Origin of the sequence: Pseudoscardovia suis, assembly GCF_002797875.1 — a bacterium.
Lineage (GTDB): Bacteria > Actinomycetota > Actinomycetes > Actinomycetales > Bifidobacteriaceae > Pseudoscardovia > Pseudoscardovia suis.
The window spans coordinates 24965-50895 of sequence record NZ_PGFC01000001.1 but is presented as its reverse complement, the minus strand read 5'-3'; the positions used below and the strand labels follow the sequence as shown (position 1 = coordinate 50895).

The 25931-nt window shown below is 61.1% G+C and carries 16 protein-coding genes; 5 read left to right on the top strand and 11 right to left on the bottom strand.

The window, feature by feature from the left end; genetic code table 11:
* Nucleotides 1-72 precede the first annotated feature (72 nt).
* On the bottom strand, nucleotides 73-3534 hold the full coding sequence (locus CLV65_RS00135; protein WP_144441872.1) for a tetratricopeptide repeat protein: 3462 nt from the start codon (nucleotides 3532-3534) through the stop codon (nucleotides 73-75).
* Between the two features lie 593 nt (nucleotides 3535-4127).
* Here CLV65_RS00135 and CLV65_RS00130 point away from each other — a divergent pair.
* Together CLV65_RS00130 and CLV65_RS00125 are read left to right on the top strand one after the other, a co-directional pair.
* Nucleotides 4128-6344 carry a hypothetical protein gene (locus tag CLV65_RS00130; protein WP_094691196.1) on the top strand — a complete coding sequence of 739 codons (2217 nt, stop codon included), beginning with the start codon at nucleotides 4128-4130 and terminating at the stop codon, nucleotides 6342-6344.
* 58 nt (nucleotides 6345-6402) lie between these two features.
* On the top strand, nucleotides 6403-7644 hold the full coding sequence (locus CLV65_RS00125) for a pyridoxal phosphate-dependent aminotransferase (RefSeq protein WP_094691197.1): 1242 nt from the start codon (nucleotides 6403-6405) through the stop codon (nucleotides 7642-7644).
* A gap of 175 nt (nucleotides 7645-7819) precedes the next feature.
* On the opposite strand, the gene ppgK is transcribed toward CLV65_RS00125, so the two are convergent.
* From ppgK to CLV65_RS00085, 8 genes are all read right to left on the bottom strand, one after another.
* Complete coding sequence (gene ppgK, locus CLV65_RS00120; RefSeq protein ID WP_094691245.1) at nucleotides 7820-8581, bottom strand: polyphosphate--glucose phosphotransferase; 762 nt, start codon at nucleotides 8579-8581, stop codon at nucleotides 7820-7822.
* Nucleotides 8582-8970: 389 nt separating this feature from the next.
* Nucleotides 8971-12402: a carbamoyl-phosphate synthase large subunit gene (gene carB, locus CLV65_RS00115; protein ID WP_094691198.1), complete on the bottom strand. Its 3432-nt coding sequence runs from the start codon at nucleotides 12400-12402 to the stop codon at nucleotides 8971-8973.
* Nucleotides 12395-13630: a glutamine-hydrolyzing carbamoyl-phosphate synthase small subunit gene (gene carA / locus CLV65_RS00110; protein ID WP_094691199.1), complete on the bottom strand. Its 1236-nt coding sequence runs from the start codon at nucleotides 13628-13630 to the stop codon at nucleotides 12395-12397. The genes carB and carA overlap by 8 nt, the downstream gene beginning before the upstream one ends.
* 152 nt (nucleotides 13631-13782) lie before the next feature.
* Nucleotides 13783-14502: a transcription antitermination factor NusB gene (gene nusB, locus CLV65_RS00105; RefSeq protein WP_094691200.1), complete on the bottom strand. Its 720-nt coding sequence runs from the start codon at nucleotides 14500-14502 to the stop codon at nucleotides 13783-13785.
* A gap of 68 nt (nucleotides 14503-14570) precedes the next feature.
* The gene (gene efp, locus CLV65_RS00100; RefSeq protein WP_094691201.1) at nucleotides 14571-15134 is read right to left on the bottom strand and encodes an elongation factor P; all 564 of its coding nucleotides are present in this window, start codon (nucleotides 15132-15134) and stop codon (nucleotides 14571-14573) included.
* A gap of 163 nt (nucleotides 15135-15297) precedes the next feature.
* Nucleotides 15298-15900, bottom strand: a complete 603-nt coding sequence (locus tag CLV65_RS00095) for a methionine ABC transporter permease (RefSeq protein WP_244569145.1) — start codon at nucleotides 15898-15900, stop codon at nucleotides 15298-15300.
* Between the two features lie 182 nt (nucleotides 15901-16082).
* Nucleotides 16083-17348: a methionine ABC transporter ATP-binding protein gene (locus CLV65_RS00090; protein WP_420848394.1), complete on the bottom strand. Its 1266-nt coding sequence runs from the start codon at nucleotides 17346-17348 to the stop codon at nucleotides 16083-16085.
* Between the two features lie 215 nt (nucleotides 17349-17563).
* Complete coding sequence (locus CLV65_RS00085) at nucleotides 17564-18553, bottom strand: MetQ/NlpA family ABC transporter substrate-binding protein (RefSeq protein WP_094691203.1); 990 nt, start codon at nucleotides 18551-18553, stop codon at nucleotides 17564-17566.
* A gap of 485 nt (nucleotides 18554-19038) precedes the next feature.
* Here CLV65_RS00085 and CLV65_RS00080 point away from each other — a divergent pair, with 485 nt between their 5' ends.
* Nucleotides 19039-19560, top strand: coding sequence for a very short patch repair endonuclease (locus tag CLV65_RS00080; RefSeq protein WP_094691204.1), 522 nt, complete (start codon nucleotides 19039-19041; stop codon nucleotides 19558-19560).
* Between the two features lie 95 nt (nucleotides 19561-19655).
* Here CLV65_RS00080 and CLV65_RS00075 read toward each other — a convergent pair whose 3' ends face one another.
* Nucleotides 19656-21011 carry a M20 metallopeptidase family protein gene (locus CLV65_RS00075; RefSeq protein ID WP_094691205.1) on the bottom strand — a complete coding sequence of 452 codons (1356 nt, stop codon included), beginning with the start codon at nucleotides 21009-21011 and terminating at the stop codon, nucleotides 19656-19658.
* Between the two features lie 1050 nt (nucleotides 21012-22061).
* Between CLV65_RS00075 and CLV65_RS00070 the strand changes: the two genes are divergently transcribed.
* On the top strand, nucleotides 22062-22460 hold the full coding sequence (locus CLV65_RS00070; RefSeq protein ID WP_094691206.1) for a VOC family protein: 399 nt from the start codon (nucleotides 22062-22064) through the stop codon (nucleotides 22458-22460).
* A gap of 165 nt (nucleotides 22461-22625) precedes the next feature.
* Here the strand turns inward: CLV65_RS00070 and CLV65_RS00065 are convergent, their stop codons facing one another.
* Nucleotides 22626-23840, bottom strand: coding sequence for a hypothetical protein (locus tag CLV65_RS00065; protein WP_144441873.1), 1215 nt, complete (start codon nucleotides 23838-23840; stop codon nucleotides 22626-22628).
* A gap of 173 nt (nucleotides 23841-24013) precedes the next feature.
* On the opposite strand from CLV65_RS00065, the gene CLV65_RS00060 reads away from it, so the two are divergent.
* A complete protein-coding gene (locus CLV65_RS00060) occupies nucleotides 24014-25930 on the top strand; it encodes an SWIM zinc finger family protein (RefSeq protein ID WP_094691208.1) in 1917 nt (638 codons plus the stop codon).
* The last annotated feature ends 1 nt before the right edge of the window (nucleotide 25931 follow it).

Below are 25931 nucleotides of genomic sequence, written 5' to 3'. Positions count from 1 at the left end.
GTATCAGCGTATACCGTCACCGCCGGCACGTGCCAAGCGCCTCACCGGGCGCGTCTTACCAAGCGTGTCTTCTCATGCACCCAACGATTGACGGAACTGCCAGTCCTCGGCGCCCATGCGCGTCACGGAAGTGTCGTTCATGCGCGACGACGCGGTGGCGAGATTGGCTCCGGGGATGAACAATCCCATGTCCACGCACACGCGCTCCGCGTCACGCACAATGTCGGTCAGTTCCATATGAGGCCACACGGGGATGCCCTCGCTACGCAGCACCTGCACCGCTTGGTCCACGGAGCGGGGCACGGGGATGTTCTGCGACACCGCGTTGGCAACGAGCTGCTGCAGCTCCTGCTGGGCGGGCGGCATCTGACCGGGATTTATCTGAAGGCTGAGCAGATAGCATGCCGCAGCCACATCGAACCTGTCGCGCATCCATTCGGCATAGGCGAGCCTGTAGTAGGCATAGGATGCGTCATCCCTCGCGAGGGATACCCGCAAAGCGTTGAGGGAAGCCGCATACACGGAATCCCAATCCTGCGCCACCGCCATCTGGGTGGCGAGCAGCATATGCGCGGTGGAATACGCGGGGGCGTATTTGACGAGCATGTTCATGTGCGGCAGTGCGTCCTTGGGGCTTTTGACCTGCGCGATGAAGTTCGCCAATGCCATATGCAGTCCGAACAGCTTGTCGGGAATCAGCACGACCTTTTCGCCATGCATGGCGAAAAGCCTGTTATACACCACACGTTCCGCATACGAGTTGAAGTAGCGCGGCACGCCGTCCGCTGTCGCGAAGAAAGCATCCATGCGAGCGACGGCTTCCTCGGCTACCGCAATGGCGCCTTCAGCATCGCCCATTTCAAGATGCGAGCGCGCTTCCTCATCGGCGGCCTCCAAGTTCCGCGTCGCATGGAACGGCAAATCCGGCAGGTCATGTCCGTCGATGATCGCCGAGGTGACCTGCGGCGCCATCTGCGTGAGCTCGGGGTCCCCCAATGCGTCAACGATGCGCATGACGTGGCGCGCCTTGTCGGCGGAGGTTGTCGAATCATCCGAAGCGATGCGATGGAAGTCCGTCACTGCACGCTGCAGCAGGTCGGCGCGTTGAATGGCTAGGCCGGTGACATCATGGCATCCCAGAATCTTCGCAACATCCTCGGTGAAAGGCATATCGCTCATCTCCGGCACCTCTTGGGCGCCGGCCGGGGCGAACTTGGTGCTGTGGATGTCGAACGACGGTTCGATGGGCACCAACCTGCCGTTGTCGTCAAATGCCATGCGCGCATTGAACGAACGGTACAGGTCCAAGGGGTCAGAAAGACCCCGCGTTTTCAACGCATCGAGGAATTTCTCGCGGGTGAACGTGACGGTGACGAGTGGTTTGAGCAATGAGAACGAGTCCATTTGCTCCGCGCCGCCGTCAGCATTGGCGTCCGTTCCTTCCGCAGGGTCCTGCGAGCGCACGGACAGCGCGTAGCCCATCGACGGGGAATCTGTGGCGCCGCCGGAATGGGTGTCTGCTTCAGCCATAGCGGATGCAGCGGTCTCCGATGAGGATTCCGCTCCAGCGGATGCCGATGCCGTGGCGGATTGCGATGGGGAGGAATCGGCTGCCGCTGCGGAAAGCGGCGCCTGCGACGCACCTTGGGATGCGACGCCGGCTGCGTCGGAATCAATCCGCAGCGATGCATGGGAATCCATGTCCTTGGGGTCGGAACGCGATCCTGTCGGCGTGTGCGCCGCATTGCCTTGGTCGCCCAAAGGTCCGAGCAACTGGGCTATCAGCGTGGTCATCGCCTCGGATTGTTCACGCACCGCCTCCTCGAGGCCCAAGGAATCAAGCCTCACCGACACGCTCGTGACCGTGGGGTCGACGCCGAATGCCATCGCGGCAATAATCATGCCCATCCGCAGGTTGTAATCGACCGCCATGGCGATGCGTTCGCCTTGTGACGTCTCCACCCACGAGTCGCTGCCGGTGTCGAAGCGTTTCGTAGGCATGAGCGCGTCGCCCGCCGCCGTCATCTCGATGGCGACGCAACCGTTCCTGAGGTTGGAGCGGAAGTCCAAGTCATGGCGGAAAGGCGTGCGGATGCCATGCAACAGCGACACGAGCACCTTGCGATACACCCATTCCGAACCGGTTGTCTGCAGGGAGTCGAGGTCCGGGTCCTGGTCTTGCTGCGCTTCATGATCCGTTGACGGGAATGGGTGAAGCATGTATTCCCGCACCGCCTTGACCCGCGCCCGGGGAGCCAGCGAGACCACGGGGTCGCTGTGAATTTCCCCGGGGCGGGCGGCTTCCCGCATGGGGTCGCTCAGAATCGACAGCGCCGGATTTTCAAGCAATGCAAAATCCAGTTGCGCCGCCTGCTGCTTCGTGATTGTGGATTCCGTGGGAAGGAACCCATACTGCTCGTTGATCTTGAGCGCTTCGTCAATGGCGAGGAAGCGGTTCACGGTCCCTTCGACGCGCAGCGCGGACAGGCATTGCGCTGGGGTCAGGTCGTCATGCCACAGGAAGTACACCCTGCCGGAGTTGCTCGACTGCATGGTTTCGAGGGGCTCGCGCCCATGCCGGGCTTCAAGGCCGGACATGGGCTGGAGGGCGCCCACGTCGTTCATGATGTCCACGAAATACTCGTCGAGACCGGACACATTGCCGGCGTCGGAACGGGTGTCGCGAATGTCGGCGGCTGCTGCGCGAATGGCCGCCAACGGGGCCTCCTGCGCCAGATGCGCCACGATGTTGTCGGCACCGAAAGGCTTGGGGGCGCCATGGGAATACAAACCGCTCAATTCGACGAACGCCACGGTGAGCGCATCGCGGTATTCCAGCCTGCACCGGTTTTGCACGCGAATGCCCGGCCTGATATCCGTGATGGTGTAGCGGTCATGCCATTTGATCCATGTGCCCACTCGCACAGGCGAGGACGAATCCATCGGCATGGTGTATATGCCGCCCACAACAGCCTGCGCGATCATGTCGTCGTCCGCCTGTGGCGTGCCATTGAGCCAGCTGACGGGCACGTTTTGGTCGTGCTCTTTCTCGAACAGCAAGCTGGGATCGAGACGAGAGGGACCAGTGGCCGCGGACGAACCGACAAACACCCTGCCTTGCGCATCGGCAAACGCCAACGGCACGAAATGCGTGCGGTCGAGGAACATGCCGATGCAAAATCCCCTGCTTTTCGCCGAGGGAAGCTGGGCCCACCCGTAGTCGTATGACGGTTTGAAAGAACCGCTCGGAATGCCAGCGATGACCTTGCTTTTGATGAGCGGCGTGAGGGTGATCATGTCCGGATATTCCTTGCGCCACTGTGCAATCCGGTTCATGCGCTTGAGCACACCGCCCGGCTCCCCATGATTGCCGCCGGCGGCTGCATCCGCCACCGCCTCGGCCATTGCCTTCGCCGTCTGTGCTCCCCGAGCTGCCGTGCGCATGGCGCGGCCAACCGCGTCACCTGCCGAAGCGGCCTTTCCAAAGCGCCGGGGTGCGTGGTTTCCTTGCGAAGAACGGGGAGAACTAGCCATGCCTACCATTGTCTCTTTTTTCGCCGACATCCGTTGGCGAATCAGCTCATGGCGCACAGCGAACCCTGACCATTGGAATTACCGGAACGGCCGCGGAACAGATACCTCCGCGGTCCCCCAATCCACCCCTACCCTCCGCCATCGGCGACAAAATCAAGGGTCGCCGAACACGGAGGATACAGACCCTTAAAAAGGGAACCTAACCTCCCTCTTCGGCGACAAATCCGAGAGTCGCCGAACACGGAAGTTACACACCCCGAAAACAAGTCCCAAACCTCCACCATCGGCGATACCACCAACCACTCGCCGAACACGGAGGACAGACCGATTCCTCAAACCGACCTATCCTCCGCCATCGGCGACCCAACAACCACTCGCCGAAGACGGAGGATACAGATCATGAAAACGAACCCCCTAACCTCCGTCTTCGGCGACACCTGTCCCAACCCCGCCGTCACACTCCCGTTGCCCATGCCACCGCCCAACCCGCACCCTCTTCCCACCACACATCGCCGGGTATCGTGCGGCACCCCTAGAATGTTGGTGTGAAGAACAGGACACCCTTGCCCACATTGCGGACCAGAACGTTGCTCATGGCGGCCGCGGCGATTGTGCTGCTCCTCGAGGTCTTCGTGTTCAACCTGCCTCATTGGATCAGCCTGACCAAACCCGCGCCCAGCGCCGCGTCCCAAGACATGAGCACAGGATTGCAACGGCTCGATGACGGCACCGCCCGCATCGAAGACACATCCGAGGCCTATTTCGACGCGGATGCCGACGACCACAGCGTGGAGTACATACGCCTCGAGCCCTCATCCTCCACCCGTTACGCCTACACGGTGTCCAACGACACGGCGACACGCATCGACGTGCTTCCCACCGGGTCCGACGAGTGGATCACCGGCACCGTGGATTCGTTCTGTTACCGTGTGGATTCGAGCACGTATTTGAAGAACCGCACCGGCTACTCGGGGCCGGTGAGCAAAGTGCGCGTGTGGTTCCAAGAAGCCAAGGGATCGCGCATCCCCGTCACCAGCGTCACCGTCAATGCCCGCGTGCCATTCCGCATCAGCATCCAGCGGGTGCTGTTCATGCTGGCTGTCATGTTCCTGCTCATCGCGCTTCGCCCCCGTTCGCGACTTCACCGAGTGAGCCTGAACACGCACGATACGAAACAACGCGTCGGCTTCTGGGCGATCATTGGCGTGCCATGCGCCGCCGCGTTCACCTGGGCGTTGGTAGGCAACGGCTTGGTGCAGACACCGGCGTTCTTCCATTATTCGAATTCGTACGCCTACGATTTCAACCAGTTCCAGCAGACGGCGAACGCAATACTCAACGGGCACACCTACCTTGACCTGTATGTCTCGCCGCAATTGCTCCAGGCGGACAACCCCTATGACGCCGGCACGCGCGAGACACTGCTCAGCCGCGGCGCCTACCCGATTTTCTGGGACCATGTGTTGTATAACGGGCATTATTACTCGTACTTCGGCGTGGTGCCGGTGATTCTGCTGTTCCTGCCGTTCCAAGCGCTCACCAGCCTGTGGACGGATGGCGGCCTCATGCTCAGCACCATCACCGCAGGCGCGTTCATGCTGTGCCTGGCGGTGCTGTTCGGCGCGCTTGCAACGGTGCGCTTCGTGGAACGCCATTTCCCTGACGCGAGCATTGCCACGGCGATGCTGTGCTTCGTGCTGCTGTTTTCCGGTTCCACGATCATGGCTCCCATCTGCCGCGTGGACTTCTACACAATCCCCTTCTGCGCCGGCCTGTGCACGGCGGCCATCGGCCTGTATCTGTGGCAAAGCGCACTGCGCGTGGCCGACCCCGCCTTGGGACTGACGCGCAGAGGTCACACGCGCACCCGCGTGTGGACCGTCGCCGATCGCGACTGCGATGCAACCACCATCAAGGTGTCGCTGCTGCGCTTGTTCTTCGGCTCGTTCTTCATGATTGCCACGCTGGGATGCCGCCCGCCGCTGGCTGCGTTGTGCATCCTGCTCGTACCGATGATCATCCAGATCGCCACGCAACTCAACCGTCGCGCCGCCGCCATGAAATCCTCGGCCACGCAATCCACAACGCGACGCCATCTCCCCGCCGGCACGAAGGACGTGATCATCGCAGCTCTGGTCTGCGCCATCCCCGTGTGTTTGGTGCTCGCAGGGCTGGGGTATTGGAACGCAATCCGTTTCGGCAGCCCGCTGGACTTCGGTAACGATTACCAGCTGACCGTCGTGGACCTCAAGAATTACCACGAGCCGCTCAACGTGCTGGTTGAGATTGTGTTCTACTACCTGTTCCTGCCGCTAAGCTTCACGAAGGAATTCCCGTTCCTCACCTCACCACAGACGGCATTGAGCTCGTGGCAATGCTACGAACCGATCATCGGCGGCATGTTCTTCATGACCCCGCTGCTGGTGTTGGGATTCGCTTTCCCGTTCCTGCGCAAGAAGCTGCGCGAGCATAATGGCTGGCTCACGTGCTGGCTGTGCGCGGTGACCGGTGTTCTGATGCTCCTGTTCATCAGCTACAAGGGCGGCCTGCTGTGGCGTTACAAGATTGATTTCGCCATCTACATGTGCATCATCGCGATGTTCGTGCTCGCACTCGTGCTGCAATGGGCACGCAGCCGTGAATACCGTGGCTGGGCGAAGGCGGTGCTGGTGATTGTGCTTGTCGCCACTGTGGCAAGCGGCATCCTGTGTCTGCAGTCCGTGTTCGTGCGCAATGTGTCGTACCCTCTGGTGACCGATCAGCCCGGCATCTTCCACACCGTGCGCAGCTGGTTCCAGTTGCTCATCTGACAGCGCTCGGCTCCACGCACTGATATGCCCGGTACAGCCGCGGACCTATGGTGTTCCCATGAGATTTTCGTCGAGGGTCAACGCAGGTGCCATGAATCCCATTGCCGCGCAGGCAGCGGCAGCCAAAGCCGCGGGGCATCCGCTAGGCCAGCTCAATGACTCGAACCCCACGCACCATGGCTTGGCACCGCAATTCCTGCCGGAGACGTATACCGCTGATCCCCGCGGACCCCTGGGCGCGCGCCAAGCGATTGCAGATTTCATCAATGCCTCACGCGGGCGTGGCGTCGATCCCGCCAACGCCCCTGCCGCCCCTGACGACGATGCCTCCCCTTCCTTCTCTGCCGCCCCTGCCGTGGACCCGTCGAACCTGTATGTGCTCAGTTCCACGTCCGAGGCATATGCGTGGCTTGCGATGCTGCTGTGCGATCCGGGAGAGGCGATTCTCATGCCCAAGCCCGGATACCCGCTCATCGAATCCATTTGCAATCTCACCGCCACGCGTGCCATCCCCTACCAGCAGTTCTTCGACGGCTCGTGGGCGCTCGACCTGGCGTCCATCGAGAACGCGCTGCGCGAAGGCAACGGCAGCGTCAAGGCCATCGCTGTCATCAACCCCAACAACCCGACCGGCGCCTACACGAAGCCGGGGGAACGCCAGCGCCTCGTAGAGTTGGCGAAACGCTACGATGCCGCAATCATTGCCGATGAAGTCTTCTATGACTTCACGCTCGAGCCCTTTGACGGCAATGCCCGCTGGGCGGGTGAACAGGGCGTGCTCACGTTCTCGCTCGACGGATTCTCCAAGATGCTCGCCGCACCGCACGCCAAGGTCGGCTGGATCGAGGTCTCTGGTCCCGCAGAGGATGTGGCGCAGGCCGAACGCCACCTCGATATGATCTCCGATGACTTTCTGCCCATGAGCAACCTCATCGCCGATCGCATCCCCACCATGCTTCAGGAGGCGGCAACGCAAACCGAGCGTGTCGCTGCCCGTGTGCGAGGCAACATGGCGGCGCTGCACCGTCTGCTCGACGCCGACAAGCAATCAGGCGACGGCGTGGTAGACGTGCTGCGCAGCGAAGGCGGCTGGAATGTGCTCCTGCGCTTCCCCTCCTCCATCGATGAGAACGCACTGGGGCTGCGTCTCGCCCATGACTTCCACATGAATTGCCAGCCAGGCTACTACTTCGACATGCAGTCCAATGGATTCCTCTCCATTTCCCTGCTGCCCGAACCCACGCAGTTCGAACGCAATGTGCGGATTATCCTCGAAGCGGTGCATCGGGAACTGGCCTGAGTGATTGCAGCAGTGTGCGCATTGCCGATACCGCCCAATAGCGAAAAGGCGCGGGGCCTTGCAAGTAAATCCCTGCAAGGCTCCGTGCCTTTTATGTTCCTTTATGTTCCACAGTTGCGGTTTCGCAAGAGGAACCCACGACGGTTGTGAACCGTCTCTGTTGCGCCTGCTTGTGCTACGCCTGCTTGGTGGAAGCGTAGTAGGCGGCGCCGATGATGCCGGCATCGTTAAGCAAGTCAGCGGGCACAATCGGCGTGTTGATCTCGATGTAGGGGAAGTACTTATCGCTCTTCTTGCTCACGCCGCCGCCGACGACAAACACATCCGGGCTGAACAGGTGCTCGAGCATCTGATAGTACTTGGTGAGGCGCTTGCCCCACTTCTTCCAGCTGAGGTCCTCGCGCGTGCGGGCGGCATCGGAGGCATACTGCTCCGCTTCCATGCCACGCAGCGGCAAATGACCCAGCTCGGTGTTGGGCACGAGCACGCCATCCATGATGATGGCGGTGCCGATGCCGGTGCCGAGGGTGGTCATGAAGACCAAGCCCTTGCGGCCCTTGGCGGCGCCGTACTGCGCCTCGCCGACACCTGCGGCATCCGCGTCATTGACGACGACAACGGTGCGACCGGTGCGTTCCTTCAACAGCGCATGAATGTCAACGCCCACCCACGACTGGTCGAGGTTCGCCATGTAATCGAGCGGCTTGCCAGGCTTGATGGGAGCGGGGAACGAAATGCCAATCGGAACACCGTCCGGCACATCGAAATGATCGAGAATCTGCTTGATGATGTCGGCCACCGCTTCTGGAGTGGACACTTCCGGAGTGGGGATGCGCAGGCGTTCGTCCGCGAACTTGCCCTCCTCGAGATTCACCGGTGCACCCTTGATGCCCGATCCGCCAACGTCGATGCCGAATGCCTGTGCGCTTTCAATCATGATGCCTCCCAGTATTGCAGCGATGTTGCCGCAATGGCCAGCAATATCCAGTGGAAGCCCCACTGGCAGTGTTCATTATCAGGGCTTGTTAATTCAAGTCAACCGTTCCTTCACTGTACCGCATCAAGCGGTCTGACGCACCGACGGTACCTGATTCCAACGCGGCACAGCGCGCCATAAAAGGGGCTGACGACTTAATGGATTAATGAAAGGGTGCCACCAACGATGTTGATGACACCCTTGCTTTTGAGGTGACTTCTGAGACGACTTTTGATGGGGCTTCCGATGCAGCTTCTGCGGTGACTTCCAGCGCAATTAGCACAGCACTGTCATCCGCCCGTCAGCCGCCAGCCATCAGCCCGTAGCCGTCAGCCGCCTGTCGTCAGCGCTTACGCCTCGGTCGCACCTTCGGTGCTGGCAGCGGCCTGCTCAGCCTCAGCCTTCGCCGCCTTGGCCTCGAGATCGAAGAGCTGCTTGGCATGCTCCTGGATGCTCATGACCTCGTAGTCTCCGGCCTTAACGGCCTCGATGGCGAGCAACGCTGCGGAGAATTCCGTGATCGTGGTGAACTGCGGCACATCGGCGGCGATTGCAGCGGCGCGGATCGAGTAACCGTCGGCACGCGAACCACGAGAGTTCGGCGTATTGAGGATCAGGTCGATCTTGCCTTCCTCGATAAGCTGCACGACGTTCTTGCCCACGGAGCCTTCGGCGCGCGTCACAGGGGCGCTGCCGGTCGGAGTATCCATGCGGCCGCGAATCTTGTCGACGATCTTGGACTTGATGCCGTAACGGCGCAGCACGGATGCGGAGCCTTCGGTGGCATAAAGGTCGAAGCCGAGTTCCTGCAGACGGCGGGCGATGAGCGGCAGATGGCGCTTATCGGTGTCGTTGACGGAGAGGAACACATTGCCGCTCTTGGGCAGGCCGCCTTCGTATGCGGCGAGCTGGCTCTTGGCGAATGCGTGCGGGAAGTCGCGGTCGAAGCCCATGACTTCGCCGGTGGAGCGCATTTCCGGTCCGAGCAGCACATCGACGGTCTTGCCGGCTTCCGTGCGGAAGCGCTTGAACGGCAGCACGGATTCCTTGACTGCGATCGGCTGGCCAGGGCGCATGTCGCCGCCATCGCCGTGTGCAAGCAACAGACCGCGGTCGCGCTGCTGCTGGATGGTTTCGCCGGCCATGATGCGGGCGGCGGCCTTGGCGATTGCCGTGCCGGTTGCCTTGGAAGCGAACGGCACAGTGCGGGACGCGCGCGGATTGGCTTCGATGACATACAGCGTGTTGCTCATGTAAGCGTACTGCACGTTGATGAGGCCTTGCACGCCCACGCCATCGGCGATGGCATAGGTGGCTTCACGCAAGCGGCGAATCTGATCGGCGGACAGTGTGTTCGGCGGGAGCGAGCATGCGGCGTCGCCGGAATGCACGCCGGCTTCCTCGATATGCTCCATGATGCCACCGATATACAGTTCCTTGCCGTCGAACAGCGCGTCGACATCGATTTCGATGGCGTCCGACAGGAATTTGTCGATGAGCAGCGGGGATGCGAGACGTCCGGAGACGACCGTATCGGCCTTGGCTTCGGCGAGTGCGCGGTTGACGTAGGTCTTCAGCTGCGCGTCGTCATAGACAATCTCCATGCCACGGCCGCCAAGCACGTAGGACGGGCGCACGAGCACCGGGTATCCGATGGAATGTGCGGCGTCGAGCGCCTCATCCAGCGACAGCGCAGTGCCGTAGCGCGGCGCGTTGAGGCCCTTCTCGGCCAGCACCTTGCCGAAAAGCTCACGGTTCTCCGCCAAGTCGATGGATTCAGGTGTGGTGCCCAGGATCGGCACGCCTGCCGCCTTGAGTCGGGCCGCCAGAGACAGAGGCGTCTGACCGCCCAGCTGCACGATGACACCCTTGACGGGGCCCATCTTCTTTTCCGCTTCGTAGATTTCGATCACATCTTCGAACGTGAGCGGCTCGAAGTACAGGCGGTCGGAGATGTCGTAGTCAGTGGAAACGGTCTCGGGGTTGCAGTTGACCATGATCGTGTCATAGTCCTTGCCCAACTCCTGCACCGCATGCACGCAGGTGTAATCGAACTCGATGCCTTGGCCGATACGGTTGGGGCCAGAGCCGAGGATGATCACGGCCTCGCGCTTGCGCGGACGCAGCTCGCTTTCGTCTGCGTAGCAGCTGTAGTAATACGGCGTTGCCGCGTCGAACTCGGCGGCGCACGTGTCCACGGTCTTGTAAACCGGGTGCATGCCCAGCTTCCAGCGCTGCTCGCGGATCACGTTCTCGCCGGCATCACCCAGATGGCGCAGATGCGCAATCTGGAGGTCGGAAAGGCCAGCCTGCTTTGCCTTCTTCAACAGGCGCGGCGTGAGCTCGGCGGCATCGCGCACGTCGAGGGCTGTCTTGTTGATGCCGATGAGCTGTTCGATGAACCACGGGTCGACCTTCGTGGCGTCGAAGATCTGCTCAAGCGTGGCGCCGCCCCAAATGGCGCGCTGCAACTGCTGGTAGCGATGCTCCGTCGGGGTGTGCGCGGCCTCGAGCAGCTGCTTGGTCTCCTCCGGCGTGGGCTTGTCGCCGTCCCAGCTGAACGACATGTGGCGCTTGTCGATGGAGCGCATGGCCTTGCCGAGGGATTCCTGGAAGTTGCCGCCGAGCGCCATTGCCTCGCCCACGGACTTCATGGACGTGGTGAGCGTCGTGTCGGCGCCAGGGAATTTCTCGAACGCGAAGCGCGGCACCTTGGTGACCACGTAATCGATCGTCGGCTCGAAGCTGGCGGGCGTGGACTTGGTGATGTCGTTCTGAATCTCATCCAGGGTGTAGCCCAAGGCGAGCTTCGTGGCAATCTTCGCAATCGGGAAGCCGGTCGCCTTGGATGCCAGCGCGGAAGAACGGGAGACGCGCGGGTTCATCTCGATGACGATGATGCGCCCGGTCTTGGGGTTCACCGCGAACTGGATGTTGCAGCCGCCGGTATCGACGCCCACGCCGCGGATGATGGCGATGCCGATGTCACGCAGCTTCTGGTATTCGCGGTCGGTCAGTGTGAACGCCGGGGCGACGGTGATGGAGTCGCCGGTGTGCACGCCCACCGGGTCAACGTTTTCAATCGGGCACACGACGACCACATTGTCCTTGCGGTCGCGCATGAGTTCGAGCTCGAATTCCTTCCAGCCTTCGATGCCCTCTTCGAGCAGCACTTCGCTCGTCGGGGAGTAATGCAGGCCGGCTCCGGCGATGCGGTGGAGCTCCTCGGGATTGTGGGCGATGCCCGATCCCAGGCCGCCCATGGTGAACGAGGGGCGCACGACCAGCGGGTATCCCAGGTCGTCGGCGCACTTGTCGACTTCTTCCATCGTGTGAGCGATTTCGGAACGGGCGGATTCAGCACCCGCTTCTTCGACGACCTTCTTGAACAGCTCGCGATCTTCGCCACGGTCGATTGCCTCGAGGGAGGCGCCGATCAGCTCGACGTTGTATTTATCGAGCACACCAGCCTTGCCCAATGCCATTGCAGCGTTGAGCGCGGTCTGGCCGCCGAGCGTCGGCAGCAGCGCGTCGGGACGTTCCTTGGCGATGATCTTCTCGAGGATCGGCACGTCGATGGGCTCGATGTACGTGGCGTCGGCCATCTCGGGGTCGGTCATGATCGTGGCCGGGTTGGAGTTGACGAGGATGACGCGGATGCCTTCCTCGCGAAGGACTCGGCAAGCCTGGGTTCCCGAGTAGTCGAACTCCGCGGCCTGACCGATCTGGATCGGGCCGGAGCCGATGACCATCACGGAATGGATGTCGGAGCGCTTAGGCATTGGCGTTACCTTCCTTCTTGTTGTTCTTCATCAAGTCGCAGAAACGATCGAACAGGTACGCGGCGTCATGCGGGCCTGCGGCGGCTTCGGGGTGATATTGCACGGAGAACGCAGGGATGTCGAGGCATTGCAGGCCTTCGACCACGTTGTCGTTCAGATCGATGTGGCTTACGCGCACACGACCGTAGTGTCCGTCGCCGAACGGGCTGGGAACCGGGTCGCCGATGGGGGCATCCACGGCGAAACCATGGTTGTGGGCGGTGACCTCGACCTTGCGAGTGGTCAGGTCCATGACCGGCTGGTTGATGCCGCGATGACCGAACTTGAGCTTGTAAGTTCCGAATCCGAGGGCACGGCCCAGCAGCTGGTTGCCGAAGCAGATGCCGAAGAACGGATAGCCGGCGTCAAGGATGCGACGCAGCAATTCGACTTCCTTGTCCGCGGTGCTGGGGTCGCCCGGACCGTTGGAATAGAACACGCCATCGGGGTTGATGGCCTGCACTTGTTCGAACGTGGTGTCTTCCGGCACGATGTGCACGCGGCAGCCGCGCTCCGCCATGCGATGGGGCGTCATGGACTTGATGCCCATGTCGAACGCCACCACTTCGTACAGCGGGCGCTTGCCTTCAAATTCGCCGCACGGTTCGACGATGTATTCCTCGGGCGTGCTGACTTCCTGACCCAGATGGGCGCCGCTCATGAGCGGGGACGCCTTGACTTGCGAGAGAAGTTCATCGATGGTCTTGAGGCTGCCGTCGGCGTTCGTCAAAGCATCGCCCGAGAAGATGCCGGCGCGCATCACGCCTGCGGAGCGCAGATGGCGCACGAGCTTTCGGGTGTCGATGCCGGACATGCCCACGATGCCATTGCGGACCAGATCATCGTCAAGGCTGCCGTCGGCGCGCCAGTTGCTCACATTCGGGCTGGGCACGCGCACGATGTAGCCGGCGACCCAGATGCGGGAGGACTCCGGGTCTTCGTCATTGACTCCGGTGTCGCCGATGTGCGGGAAGGTCTGCACGACAATCTGACGGTCGTAGCTTGGGTCGGTCAGCGTCTCCTGGTAGCCGGTCATGCCGGTGGCGAACACGATTTCGCCCAGCGTCTGACCGGTCGCGCCGTAGGGATCACCCACATAGACCTGGCCGTCTTCCAAAACAAGAACAGCGTCATTTACGGAATAGGAATCTGCAGTAGCGGCTTCAACAGAGTCGTTCACACTCACCATGGCCCCTCGTCGTTATGGAATCATTCTTTACAACTATACGCAGCGACGCGGATTTATGCGCCGCCGCGCGCCTGTCCCCCACAATGGCGTGCGGAGGAATCAGGCAAAAATAAAGACCCGAAGCACAAGCAACGGGTCTTCACAATCAATGGTCATCCCTGCGATTCATCGGAGGGATCGTCGGACGGTTTGTCGGTCGAATCAGCTGACGGTTCCGCAATCGGATCGGTGGAACCATCAGCTGCGATATGATCGCCGCCGTCGTGCGGACCGGACTGGTCTGCAGGGTCGGAAAGATCGGCATCCCAATCGTCCCAGTCATCGGAGGACGGGGATTCGGAGTCGGAACCCTCCGTCGAAGAATCATCGGCGTCCCCATGACCGTCGGCGTTGTGCCTGTCAGCCTGGGACTGCTCGGATTCCGCGGCGCCCTCACCAGCATCGCTCACGAGACGGCCCTCGGAATCAACGTCATCCTTGTGGGCTGCAATCGCAGACAGCAGCCCGTGGATGAACGACGGGGATCCGGCATCGCTCATCGTCTTGGCAAGAGCGATTGCCTCGTCGATAGCGACGCCATCCGGCACCTCTTCGTTGAAGAGGATTTCCCAAGCGCCGATGCGCAGGATGTTGCGGTCGATGACCGGCATGCGACCGACCTTCCACTTTGTGGAATAACGGTTGAGCATGCGGTCGACGACCTTGCGATGGTCGGCTATGCCACGGCAGATTTCAATCGCGTATTCCGGCAGCGGCGTCTGCGCTCCCGGGTAGGCGATGCGTTCTTCGAGAAGGGACGCGATGTCCTGATTCTTCTCATCTGCTTCGTACAGGGTGTTGAGAGCCCTTTTGCGTGCGGTTGACCGAGCCATGCCTTACAGCAACCTACCTTCGTGACGATGATGCGTGATGGGATTCGACGTAATGGAATTCCGGGAAATCAGTTCTCGCGGCCCAGGTAGGAGCCGTCGCGGGTATCAACCTTGACGCGGTCGCCTTCGTTGATGAACAGCGGAACCTGGATCTCGGCGCCGGTCTCAACGGTAGCGGGCTTCGTGCCGGCGTTGGAGCGGTTGCCCTGCAGGCCAGGCTCGGTGTGCGTGATGGTCAGGACCACGGAGGCGGGCAGTTCCACAGCGATTGGAGTGCCGTTGTGGGAGGAGACGATGCAGTCGGTGCCCTCGAGCAGGTACTTCTCCTGGTCGCCCAGCAGGGAGGCCGGAATCATAATCTGGTCGTAGGTGGTCATATCCATGAACACGAGGTTGTCGCCGTCGCGGTAAGAATACTGCAGAGTGCTGTTGTCGACGGTCTCGAACTCCATCTTGATGCCCGCATTGAACGTCTTGTCCACGATCTTGCCGGAGATGACGTCCTTGATGGTGGTGCGCACGAAGGCGGGGCCCTTGCCCGGCTTCACATGCTGGAACTTGATCACCTGCCACAGCTTGCCATCGAGGTTGATGACGGAACCGTTCTTGATGTCATTAGATGTCTGTGCCACGTTATTCACCTATCAAATGTGCGTATAGCGGAAAAATGCGTTTTTATTATGCCACGACCCCTAACATTTGGCAGTCGGTTGCACCATGAGCGCAACCGACCGCCACAATAAACAGGGAATCCCGGCATGTGCGGACGCAGCCGGGATTCATGCCGCGATGCCCTCAGCCGCGGTGCAGAAGCCGCCTCGAGATGGCATTGGCTACGTATTGGACGACCTGCACCAGCACGATCATCACGATGACCGCAGCCCATGTGGCGGTTTCGTCGAACTTCTGGTAGCCGTAGCAGATGGCGAAGTTACCCAAACCGCCGCCACCGATGTAGCCGGCCATCGCCGACATGTCGAGCACTCCGATGAACAGGAACGCGTAGGCCAAGATCAGCGGCGCGAGGGACTCGGGAATGAGCACCGTCGTGATGATCTGCAGGCGCGGCACGCCCATCGAACGCGCGGCCTCGATGATGCCCGGGTCAGTCGTGACGAGGTTCTGCTCCACCAAGCGCGCCGTGGCCATCGTGCACATGATGACCATCGGGAAGATGGCGGCCGTCGTGCCGATGGAGGTTCCGATGACGAGCGTGGTGAGCGGCTGCATGGCCGCCAGAAAGATGATGAACGGGATGGGTCGGATGATGTTGATGATCACATCGAGAATGCGATAGACGATGCGATTGGCGAACAGTCCGCCCGGGCGGGTGCCCCACAGCACGACGCCCACCACCAGGCCCAGCAGACCGCCGATGAGCAGCGTGATGACCACCATGATGAGCGTCTGCCAAATGGCGGAGACGAACAGCGGCTTCAATACCGCCCAATCCTGATGGATTGCCAACGTCGTTGCATCAGAGCCAAAAGCCGCCGTATGATGCGTCGCCGACGCTGCCGCGAATGATGTCGCCGAAGCTGCCGCGAAGTGGGATGCGGCTGCCACTTGTATGAACGCGCTCATGCCTGTGCCTCCTTGTCATCGCCATTGGCATCCGTCGTCTTGCTCGTTTCGGCGCTCGTTTCGGTGTCCGTTTCATTGGGAGCGTCGCCGCTCCCCGACCGGGATGCGAGCGGATCGTCCAGCACATTGCTGAACACCGAGGCACGCAACGCCTTCTCATAATCAACGGGAGCAGAGGCGGTGCCAAAATCCACGATGTCGCTGTCGGAACGCAACGCGGTGATGAAATTCTCCACGTTGGCGCTCTCCCCCGTGATCTCATAGGTGATGGCGCCCAGCGCGTGCCCGGCCACATCGTTGACGCCGCCGTTGAGCAGCGAGGTGGTAACCGGACTGCTGGCGATGAGCTTGGAAATATGCTGGCCCGATGGCGTGATGCCACGTTCCGGCACGGGTTCGCGCAGCACGACGGTGATGATGCGCCCGTCGTAATGGCGATGCAAGTCGGCGACCGTTTCGCGCGACGGGGCGCCGTCGAGCACCGTTGAGATGAAATGCGATGTGACGGGGCTCTGGGGGTTGGCGAACAGAGAGAACAGGTCGTTCTCTTCGACCGCCTTGCCATGGCTCATGACGAGCACGCGGTCGGCGATGCGCTTGATCACGTCCATTTGATGCGTGATGAGTACGACGGTGACGCTCAGCTGGCGGTTGACGCGACGCAGCAGGTCGAGCACATCCTTCGTGGTCTCGGGGTCAAGTGCGCTCGTCGCCTCGTCGGCGAGAAGTATGCGCGGATGCGTGGCGAGCGCGCGAGCGATGCCGACACGCTGCTTCTGCCCGCCGGAAAGCTGGCTGGGATACTTGTTCGCGTGCTCGGTGAGCCCCACGAATTCAAGCAACTCGGCGACTCGGCGGTCGCGATAGTCCGCACGCCAGTGGTCGCGCACCAGCGGGTAGGCGATGTTGCCGGCGACCGTGCGGGATTCAAAAAGGTTGAACTGTTGGAATACCATGCCGATTTTCTGCCGGATGGGGCGCAGCTTGCCTTCGCTCAGGTTCGTGATGTCCTGTCCCATGACTTCCACGGTGCCGCTCGTGGGGCGTTCCAGCGCGTTGATCATGCGCACCAATGTGGATTTACCGGCGCCGGAGTATCCGATGATGCCGAAGATTTCTCCTTCGGCAATGTCGACGCTCACGTCATCGACCGCTTTGGGCAGCGGCTTGCCTTGTTTTGCTGCCTTGCGCGCAGTGCGCGGATCGGCGAAGACCTTGGTGACGTGACTGAGCCGGATTATTGTCTCGTGCGACTGCTTCACGCCGGCATCGGCCGGCGCCCCCTCAGGCTGCGATGATGCAGCTTGAGGCGATTGTGTTTGTTCGCTCAATTTGAGCCTCCTCACATGGGGGAACAAGGCCGGCGCCACGCTTGTGCAAGCAGGCTACCGGCCTCATGTGGTATGCGATGCCGGCTTTGGCGGTCGGCGTTGGTGGGAAATGCCACTGCTGGTATCGTTTCCGACAGGGTTCAGGCTTACTCCTGGCTTTCGATCTGCTTTTGCAGGTCAGCGAGGATCTGCTGGAGCTGCTCAGGCGTGTAGTTGTCCGCCAGGGATGCAGAACCGCCGGACTGCTCCTGCAGGGCGTTCTCGACGTCCGGGTCAGCGGAAAGCTTGGCGATCTTCAGGTACAGCTCATTGTTGGCGTCTTCCTTGCGGGCCGCCCAGATGTTGATGTACGGGTGGGCTTCCTCCGTGTCGGCGGAATCCTGATACAGCGCATCCGTGGGCTTGAGGCCGGCGTCTTCGACGTAATCGTTGTTGATGACGCCTGCGGCGATCTGCGAATCGCTCAGGGAGTGGGCGATCTTGTTGCCGTCGAGCGTGGTGACCTTCACCTTGGACTTGTCGGTGTCGATGTCAGCGGGCGTGGAGAATGCGGTCCAGTCGTCCTTCAGGGTGATAAGACCTGCGGACTTGAGCACGCCGATGGCACGGGCCTGGTTCGTCTCATCGTTGGGGATGGCGATCGTGTCGCCCGCCTGGATGTCGTCAACGGACTTGTACTTGCTGGAATACAGGCCGAGCGGATAGACGGCGGTGCCGCCGATCGGCTGCAGGTCAGTGTTGTTCTTTTCATTGAAGTTGGCCAGATACAGGATGTGCTGGATTTCGTTGAGGTCGATCTGGCCTGCTGCGAGCGCCTTGTCAACAGCAGCGTAATCCTGGAAGTCCTGGATCGTCACGTAGATGCCCTGTTCCTCGGCCTTCTGCTGCAGCACCGGCCACTGCTTGTCGGTGGCGCCGATCACGCCGATGACCACCGGGTTGTCCTTGGTGCCCTTGGCTGCGTTCTTGCCGGAGTTCTTCACATGCACGCCCACAAGCACACCTGCGACGACGAGCACAACCACGACGAGAGCAATGATGATGTTGCGCGCGGTGTGGTTGACGCGCACCGGCTCCTCCGGTGCGGCGGATTGTGCATTTGTCGGATTCTTCTGGGGTTCCTGTTCCTGTGCCATGATGTCCTTCTTTCTCGTTGGTGAATGCCTGTGATTCAGATGCGTATGGTTTGGATGCTCTTGATACAGACCACTTTCTGATGTGTGTCACACCATACGTGACGATTCGCGGTAAAACCGCCGCGCGCCTATACGACTTCCTTATGGCGCCTTCAAACGCCCTGCGCACACAGTCGAGTCCAAGTAAATGTTTTCCTCAAGCGAACGATTCCCCAAGCGAACGATTCGCCAGACGCTCACCGTCGATCCGCCGCAATCCGGCTTAGGATGATGGAATGGCTGGATTGGCGACAACAATGAACAACAAGGGAACAGCTCCAGAATCGGAGCAGCAGACGGCGAACGCTCCACGCACCTCTATCAACGTCCCAGCTCCCGCTAACGCCCCAGATCCCATCAACGCCCCAGCAACGTCTTCGAAGGGGACATCGCCACGGGATTCTTCCCGCAACAAGCCCCAGCGGAAAACATCGCACAGACGCGGGATGACAAAAGCTCAGAAAGCAGAGGCAGCGCAGAACAGGGCTGCGAAGCGGTCCGGGTTCGAACGTGGTTCACGCAGTTTCATCATGAGTCGGATTCGCGGCACCGACACGTCGATTGAAACCCTGACGCGCTCGTATCTGTTTGCACGCGGTCTGCGTTTTCGCAAAAACGACAAGCGGTATCCAGGGCACCCGGATATCGTGCTGCCCAAATGGCACACGATGGTGTTCATCAACGGATGCTTCTGGCACATGCATGACTGCGGCAATTGCAAGATTCCCAAATCTCACGTGGAATTCTGGACCGACAAGCTCGAACGCAACAAGGCGCGCGACGCCCGCCAGCATGCGCAGCTTCGCGCGCAAGGCTGGCGGGTCATTGTCGTGTGGGAATGCGAGCTGAAAACAGTGCAGGCGCGTGCCGAACGGCTTGAGAAACTGTATCGACAGATCACGGATGGCAATGACGCAGAGCAGCCAGGCAGCGCGGAGCAACCAAACAGCACAGAGCAGCCAGAGTGATGCAGCGCTGCCTGCATCACTGCATCGCTGCATCGCTGCGCTGCCCGCATCACAGCGCCATCTGGTCACAGCGCCCTAGTCACTGTGCTATCTAGTCACTGCGCTGCGATTTCGCGCAGCACACGGCGCGCGGCATTCTCGTAGAACGCGACGCCCGTAGGAATGGAGGAATCCAGACCGATGAACTTGGGCGAATGGATGTAATGACGGTCCGACCGGCCGTTCGAGCCGATGAAAGCGAACACGACGCGCGTGCGGGAGCCGAATTCAGCGAAATCCTCACCCGGCATCTGTTGCACGATCGGCGCAAGCCTGGCATAGCCACCCTGCTTCACATCGTCGGCGACGGCAAGGCCAAGCGCCGGGTCGGATTGCATGACGGGCTGCGCGTGCGGCCAGTCGATGTCCGCGGTGATGCCGTAGGCCTGTGCCACGCCTTGCACGATTGCGAAGAAGCGTTTGCGCACCAGCTCGGCGTCATCATCAGAAAACACCCGCGCCGTGCCGATGAACTTCGCCTCGGGCGGAATCACATTCCACACGGACCCCGCGTGGACGCTCGTCACCGACACCACGGCGGGATGCAGCGGCGAAATATTGCGGCTCACGATGGTTTGCAGCGATGTGATCATCGTCGCCATCGCTTCAATGGGTCCGGTGCCGGATTCCGGACGCGCGCCATGGGAGCCCTGGGCGTGAAGCGTCACGCCGAAGCGGATGGAGCACGCCATCATCGGTTCCTTGCCTACGGCGATTTCATCCGGCTGGTAGTCGGGCATATTGTGGGCGCCGATGATGGCCGACAGCTTCGGCAAGTTTCCTTCGCCGGAATCATCCCTATCGGCGTCGCCGGTGTCAATGGCGTTGCTGATGACGCGCAGTGCGCCGAAGCTCGTTTCTTCCGCAGGCTGGAACAATACGTCCACCGTGCCTGCAAGGTTGCGACGGCTGGCAGGCGTTGCAAGACGCGATGCCGCGCCAATCAGATAGGTCATGTGCAGGTCGTGCCCGCAGGCGTGCATGAATCCGTCTTCCTGTGAAATGAATGGCACGTCCGCCTGCTCCGTGACCGGCAGTCCGTCGATGTCGGCGCGCAGGGCGACACGCGGACCTGGCTGGCCGTCGAGGGTCTTCTCGCCGCGGATGCGAGCGATGAGGCCGGTTTCCAGCTGAGGGGTGGGAACGATATCAATTCCGATTTGCTTCATGAGGCTCTTGAGATACGCCGTCGTGTGCACTTCGTGGAAGCCAGGCTCGGGGTGACGGTGCAGGTAATGGCGGATGGCGCGCAGCTGATCCGGCGTATAGCCGACGGAAGGATCGTAATCAAGCGGAATGTGTGTCTGCGGATCAAGCAGCGCATCCAGTTGCGCCACATCACCCCAATCTAGGCTTGCTTCCTCGGACTGCTGCGCTGACGCGGACTCGCCGCTCACGGTGTCTGTGCTCATGGTTCTCCTTGCCTGCTTCGATGACGCAACCAATCGTAACCCGCGGCGCATAGGAACCAAAGTCATCGTCTCTGATTCTCGATTCGCGCAGGTGCTGCGCCCGTGGGCGTGCTGGGGTTGAGGTACGGGTATCCGGTAGCCCAAAAACAAACCCCTAACCTCCGTCATCGGCGACCCAATCAACCACTCGCCGAAGACGGAAGTTACACACCCTCAAAACGGATCCCTAACCTCCCTCATCGGCGACACAATCCGAGAATCGCCGAAGACGGAGGTTACAGACCCCCGAAACCGACCCCAAACCTCCGCCATCGGCGAACCATAATCCACTCGCCGAAAACGGAAGATAGACGACACCCCAACCCGTCGTAACCTCCACCATCGGCGAACCATCAAGGGGTCGCCGAAAGCGGAAGTTACACACCCTCAAAACGAACCCCTAACCTCCCTCATCGGCGACACAATCCGAGAATCGCCGAAGACGGAAGATACACACTCCCAAAACAGACTCCTAACCTCCCTCTTCGGCGACACAATCCGAGAATCGCCGAAGACGGAAGTTAGACACCTCCAAAACGGGGACCTAACCTCCACCATCGGCGAACCATGATCCACTCGCCGAAAACGGAGGTTGTGGGGCCTATACGACTATGCATATCCGCACAACGGGCGAGAAAAACACACAGCGGGTGATAAAAAACGGGGCTGACCGGACTTTCGCCCAGCCAGCCCCGCGTACCGGCGTTCCCCAACCCGGCACGTCTGGATTACGCGCCCCAACACGCGTCAGCCCGCTAAATCACGGACCTACTTTCGCAACGCAACGTTTCATTGCCATGCCGCACGACCGATGCGGCTTTTCGCGAAAGTGCTTTCACCTTATCAACCGGCATTCAGCGACGCCACCGAAAACGCCGCAATTGCTTATACCCGCTTTTTATGGCAGGTTCAAAGACACCGCGCGCAGTCTTGGCGCCGCCAAGCAACATGAGGCACCGCCAAGCGCCGCATCAGACATCGTCAACCGCGAACGGTGCTTAGCATGGAACCATGATCGACCACATGACCCTCAAGGCAAGCAACATCGACAAATCCATCGCTTTCTACACCGCAGCCCTCGCTCCGCTGGGCTATGTGCCCAAGGCACACCACGAACCCACCATCGGATTCGGCGTGGATGATGGCACCGCACACTCCGATTTCTACGTCTCCCCGATTGAACCGGGGCGCACCGTTGTTCCCACGCACATCGCGTTCCTCGCGCCCAGCAAGCAAGCCGTGGAAGAATTCCACGCCGCGGCTCTTGCCGCCGGCGGCACCGACAACGGCAAGCCCGGTCCCCGCGCCTACCATGACGGCTATTGGGCCGCGTTCGTGCTCGACCCGGATGGCAACAATATCGAGGCCGTCGTCAATTGGGCGGGATACCAAGTGCCGCAATCCCGCTGAATCCCGCCGTCGATTTTCACTGTTGAGTTCCCGTTGGATTCCTGCGGTTTTCTGTTGACCCCACAGGAATCCTTGCCTGCAGGAATCCCGGGAATTCCCATTGAGTTCCCAGTGGACCCTGCAGGAACCCCTACGGATTCAAGCCACCCGCCGCGACGCACCGACTCAGTGGGATGTAAACCACCACAATGCGCCGATCACCACGACCGCGACGACCACCAGCGCCACGATGGCGATCGTGTTGCGTTTGCGCACGGCGCGGCGCCGTTGTTCCAATTCGAGCGTCGGCACTGCGGCGCGCGTGAAATCAACGCGCGTACGGGCGGATTCCAGCTCATGAGTGTCGGCTTTCGCATCCGCGAGCCGCGCCTGTGCCTGTTCGATGGTGGCGACGTCCGCGTTCACGCGGTCCACGTTGCTTTCGAAATTCGCAAGTCGCTCCTCATGATTGGCTCGCGCCGAATCATAATTAAGCGCGCCCGTCACGATGCGTGAGCCGAACGACCGCGCCTCCTGCTCGTCCTTGGCGGCGAATTGCACCAGCATCACGTCGTTGCCGGACCAGACCTCCAAAAACAGCTGCTGTGCGTTGTCTTCCTCGCCCATCACCTTGTTTGCGAGTTTCGCCGACCTGCCGCCGCTTTCGGTGCGCGGATAGTCGATGCTGGCGCGCACAGCGTCTTCGGCACCCAATACACGCACGCTCGCCTGCCCGGAGTCCAATCTCAACTTCGCATGGTTGTATTCGAGGCGGTCCACATACAACGTGGCGTGCGCAAAACGCGCAACGGGCTGGCCGTACTCGTTTTTCTCGCGTTCGACGAGCTTGCGCGCATCCGCCACGGCATCCGCATGTTCCTTCTTCGCACGATTGAGCGCCGATTCCGCTTTTTTCACTCGGCTTTGATATTCGCCGTTGACTCGCTTGTATTCGCGGGTGGCGGCATCGTATTCACGCATCGCGCGCGATGGACCGTTGCCGGGCGCCTCGGACACCCCGCCGCCATGCGCCACATCATTGCCGGCAGGCGTGCGCTGCACCATCTGACCGCCCGTCCTGTTGGCTCGGGGTTGCGGAACCGATGGCTCGGCCCGCTGCACAACCTGCGACCGACCTGCAACCTGCGACCGACTTGTGCCTTGCAGCTGATCTACAACCTGCGGTTGCGATAGGCGCTGCGGCTGCTTGATCGACTGCGGCGTGACCACAGCGTTCGCCTGCGGCTGAGAATCCTCGGTCCAATTACGACGGGGATTGGTGCTACTTCCCGTGCTACTTCCCGTGCTACTTCCCGCGTTGCCTGCGCTACCGCTGCTTCCCGCCGTTCCACGGGCAGAGGAGGATCCGCGCACTGCCCCATCACGCTGAGTTTCGTTCATATCGCTTCCTGTCCCTCGCAATCCTCATTGAGTCCACCTACCATCATGCCACGCGCCGCCTCATGGATCAGCGAATTCACGATAGAGTGGAATGCAGCACAACGCTCAGAAGGAATCGCGTATCACGCGATCGTGCATCCACAACATGCATCCACAACAACGGAAGGATAATAATGCCCGAAGGATTGCAAGCTTCTCTTTCGCACTTTGACGAGACGATTGCCTCATCCGTCATGCAACGGGCACGCGATTACTGGCGCCGCGGCCTCGTGTCCATCAACGAAACAACCGATAGCAACGCCGAAGCCAGCGCCACGGTGCATGTGGGAAGCGCGAATTTCACCGTCACCCTCACCATCGCCGACGCACAGCCCTCCACCACCTGCACATGCAGTGCACCGCAGCCATGCCGCCATGCCGCCGCAGCCATGCTGGAGCTGCGCGACGGCAAGTCCCCCGCGCACCTGAACCAGGATGCAGTGGACCGTGCAATCGCCCGCTCCACCACGGACATGGCAGACATCCCTCACGAAATGTACGACGCGCTGCTCGCCGCCATCGTCGCCAAGCACGACATGAGCTTCGTCGGCGGCCTGGGTCCCGAATCATTCACCTTCATCTGGACCTCGCGTTGGCAAGACATGCCGGCTGATTCAACACCCAATGATTTCACCCACCTGTACTCCATCGACGAAGCCACGGACATCATTCACCGCTCGCTGACGGATTTCACCGCGCCCAAGCCCGGCCAAAGCGCCGAAGACCGCGCGAAGGAACTTGAAAACACGCCGATCGCACGAGGCTCGGCGGTGTTCAATGGCGTGCACACCGTGCTGGAAAACGCCATCAAATCCACGGATTGGGAGAAAGCCACTGCCAACATCTGCCTGTGCATTCGCACACTGGCGCAAATCGTGCACGTCTTCAACGACAAGGACGGCATCGCCCGCTCCCACGCGCACGCGCTCATGCTGCCCGTCACCCGCTACTTCACGTGGATGAGCGAAGAAGCAGCGCCCGACGTGAGCGGCAACGCGCTGAACGAGCTGATGAAAGCCGGCACCGACGACATGGTGATGCACATCTTCTCCGGCGGCATCCCCGTCTTCAGCTGCGCCCTGCCGTTCGCCCGCTGGGATGACACGAGCATGTGGGCGTACGAGGCCATGGAAACCGCTGACAAAGCCCTAGGCACCGACACCAGCGTGACGGCGTGCGAAAACCGCGGCTTCGACATCGGCTGGTCCCGCCATCGCCTGATCGCGCTGCGCCATGACGTGGCGGCACTCGCCGGAGACTCCATAGCGCTCGCTGAGGCACGCAAGGAATTGGGCGACGACGTGACCGCTCAGACTTTGAAGCTGGCGAGCGACGTGCTGCGCGGCGACAATGACGCGGCGGTGCAGATCGTGCGTTCGGTGAATAAGGCGAACCAAGCGACCGTGGATTCCGCCCGCACGGCGAACGAAGCGCTGCTCATGACGCTCGACATCAATCCTCGTAGCGAGCTGGGCGTCAGCGGCTGGCTGGGCGTCACCGAAGCCGTGATGCAGGCGGCGCTCGACAAGGAAGGCCTCGAGGAGCTGTATACCAATAACATCCTCAATGCCACGGTGAAGATCGGCATCCTGTATGTGCCGCGCATGGCACGCCTCGTGGGGCAGGCTGCCTGGCCGGCGAAGAACACGGAGCTGATGACCAAGTGCGGCCGCCAGCTGGTGCAGCGCCGGGCGATGCTTGCGGATGTGAACGAACAGCTGCGCAAGCAAGGCAAGAATCCCGTGCCGCCGGTCGCCTTGCGCAACCCGGCATACGAGCTGCTTATCATCCAAAATCGCGATGCCGATGCGGCGCTCGATTACATTCGCGTGACGGGTGCTGTTTCCAAGGAGATGCTCGACATCGTGGCTGACAAGTCCCCGGACGAGGCCCGCAAGATCTCCGACAGGCTGCAGGCTGCGCAGAAGGCACGCGGCGAGAAGCCCACTGAGCTCATTGATTCGAAGGAATACGATGTGCTCGATGCCGCAGACGCTGCCGCAGCTGCAGTGGATGCGATTTTGCGCCCCGACGCTCACCCGGCCGAGTGAC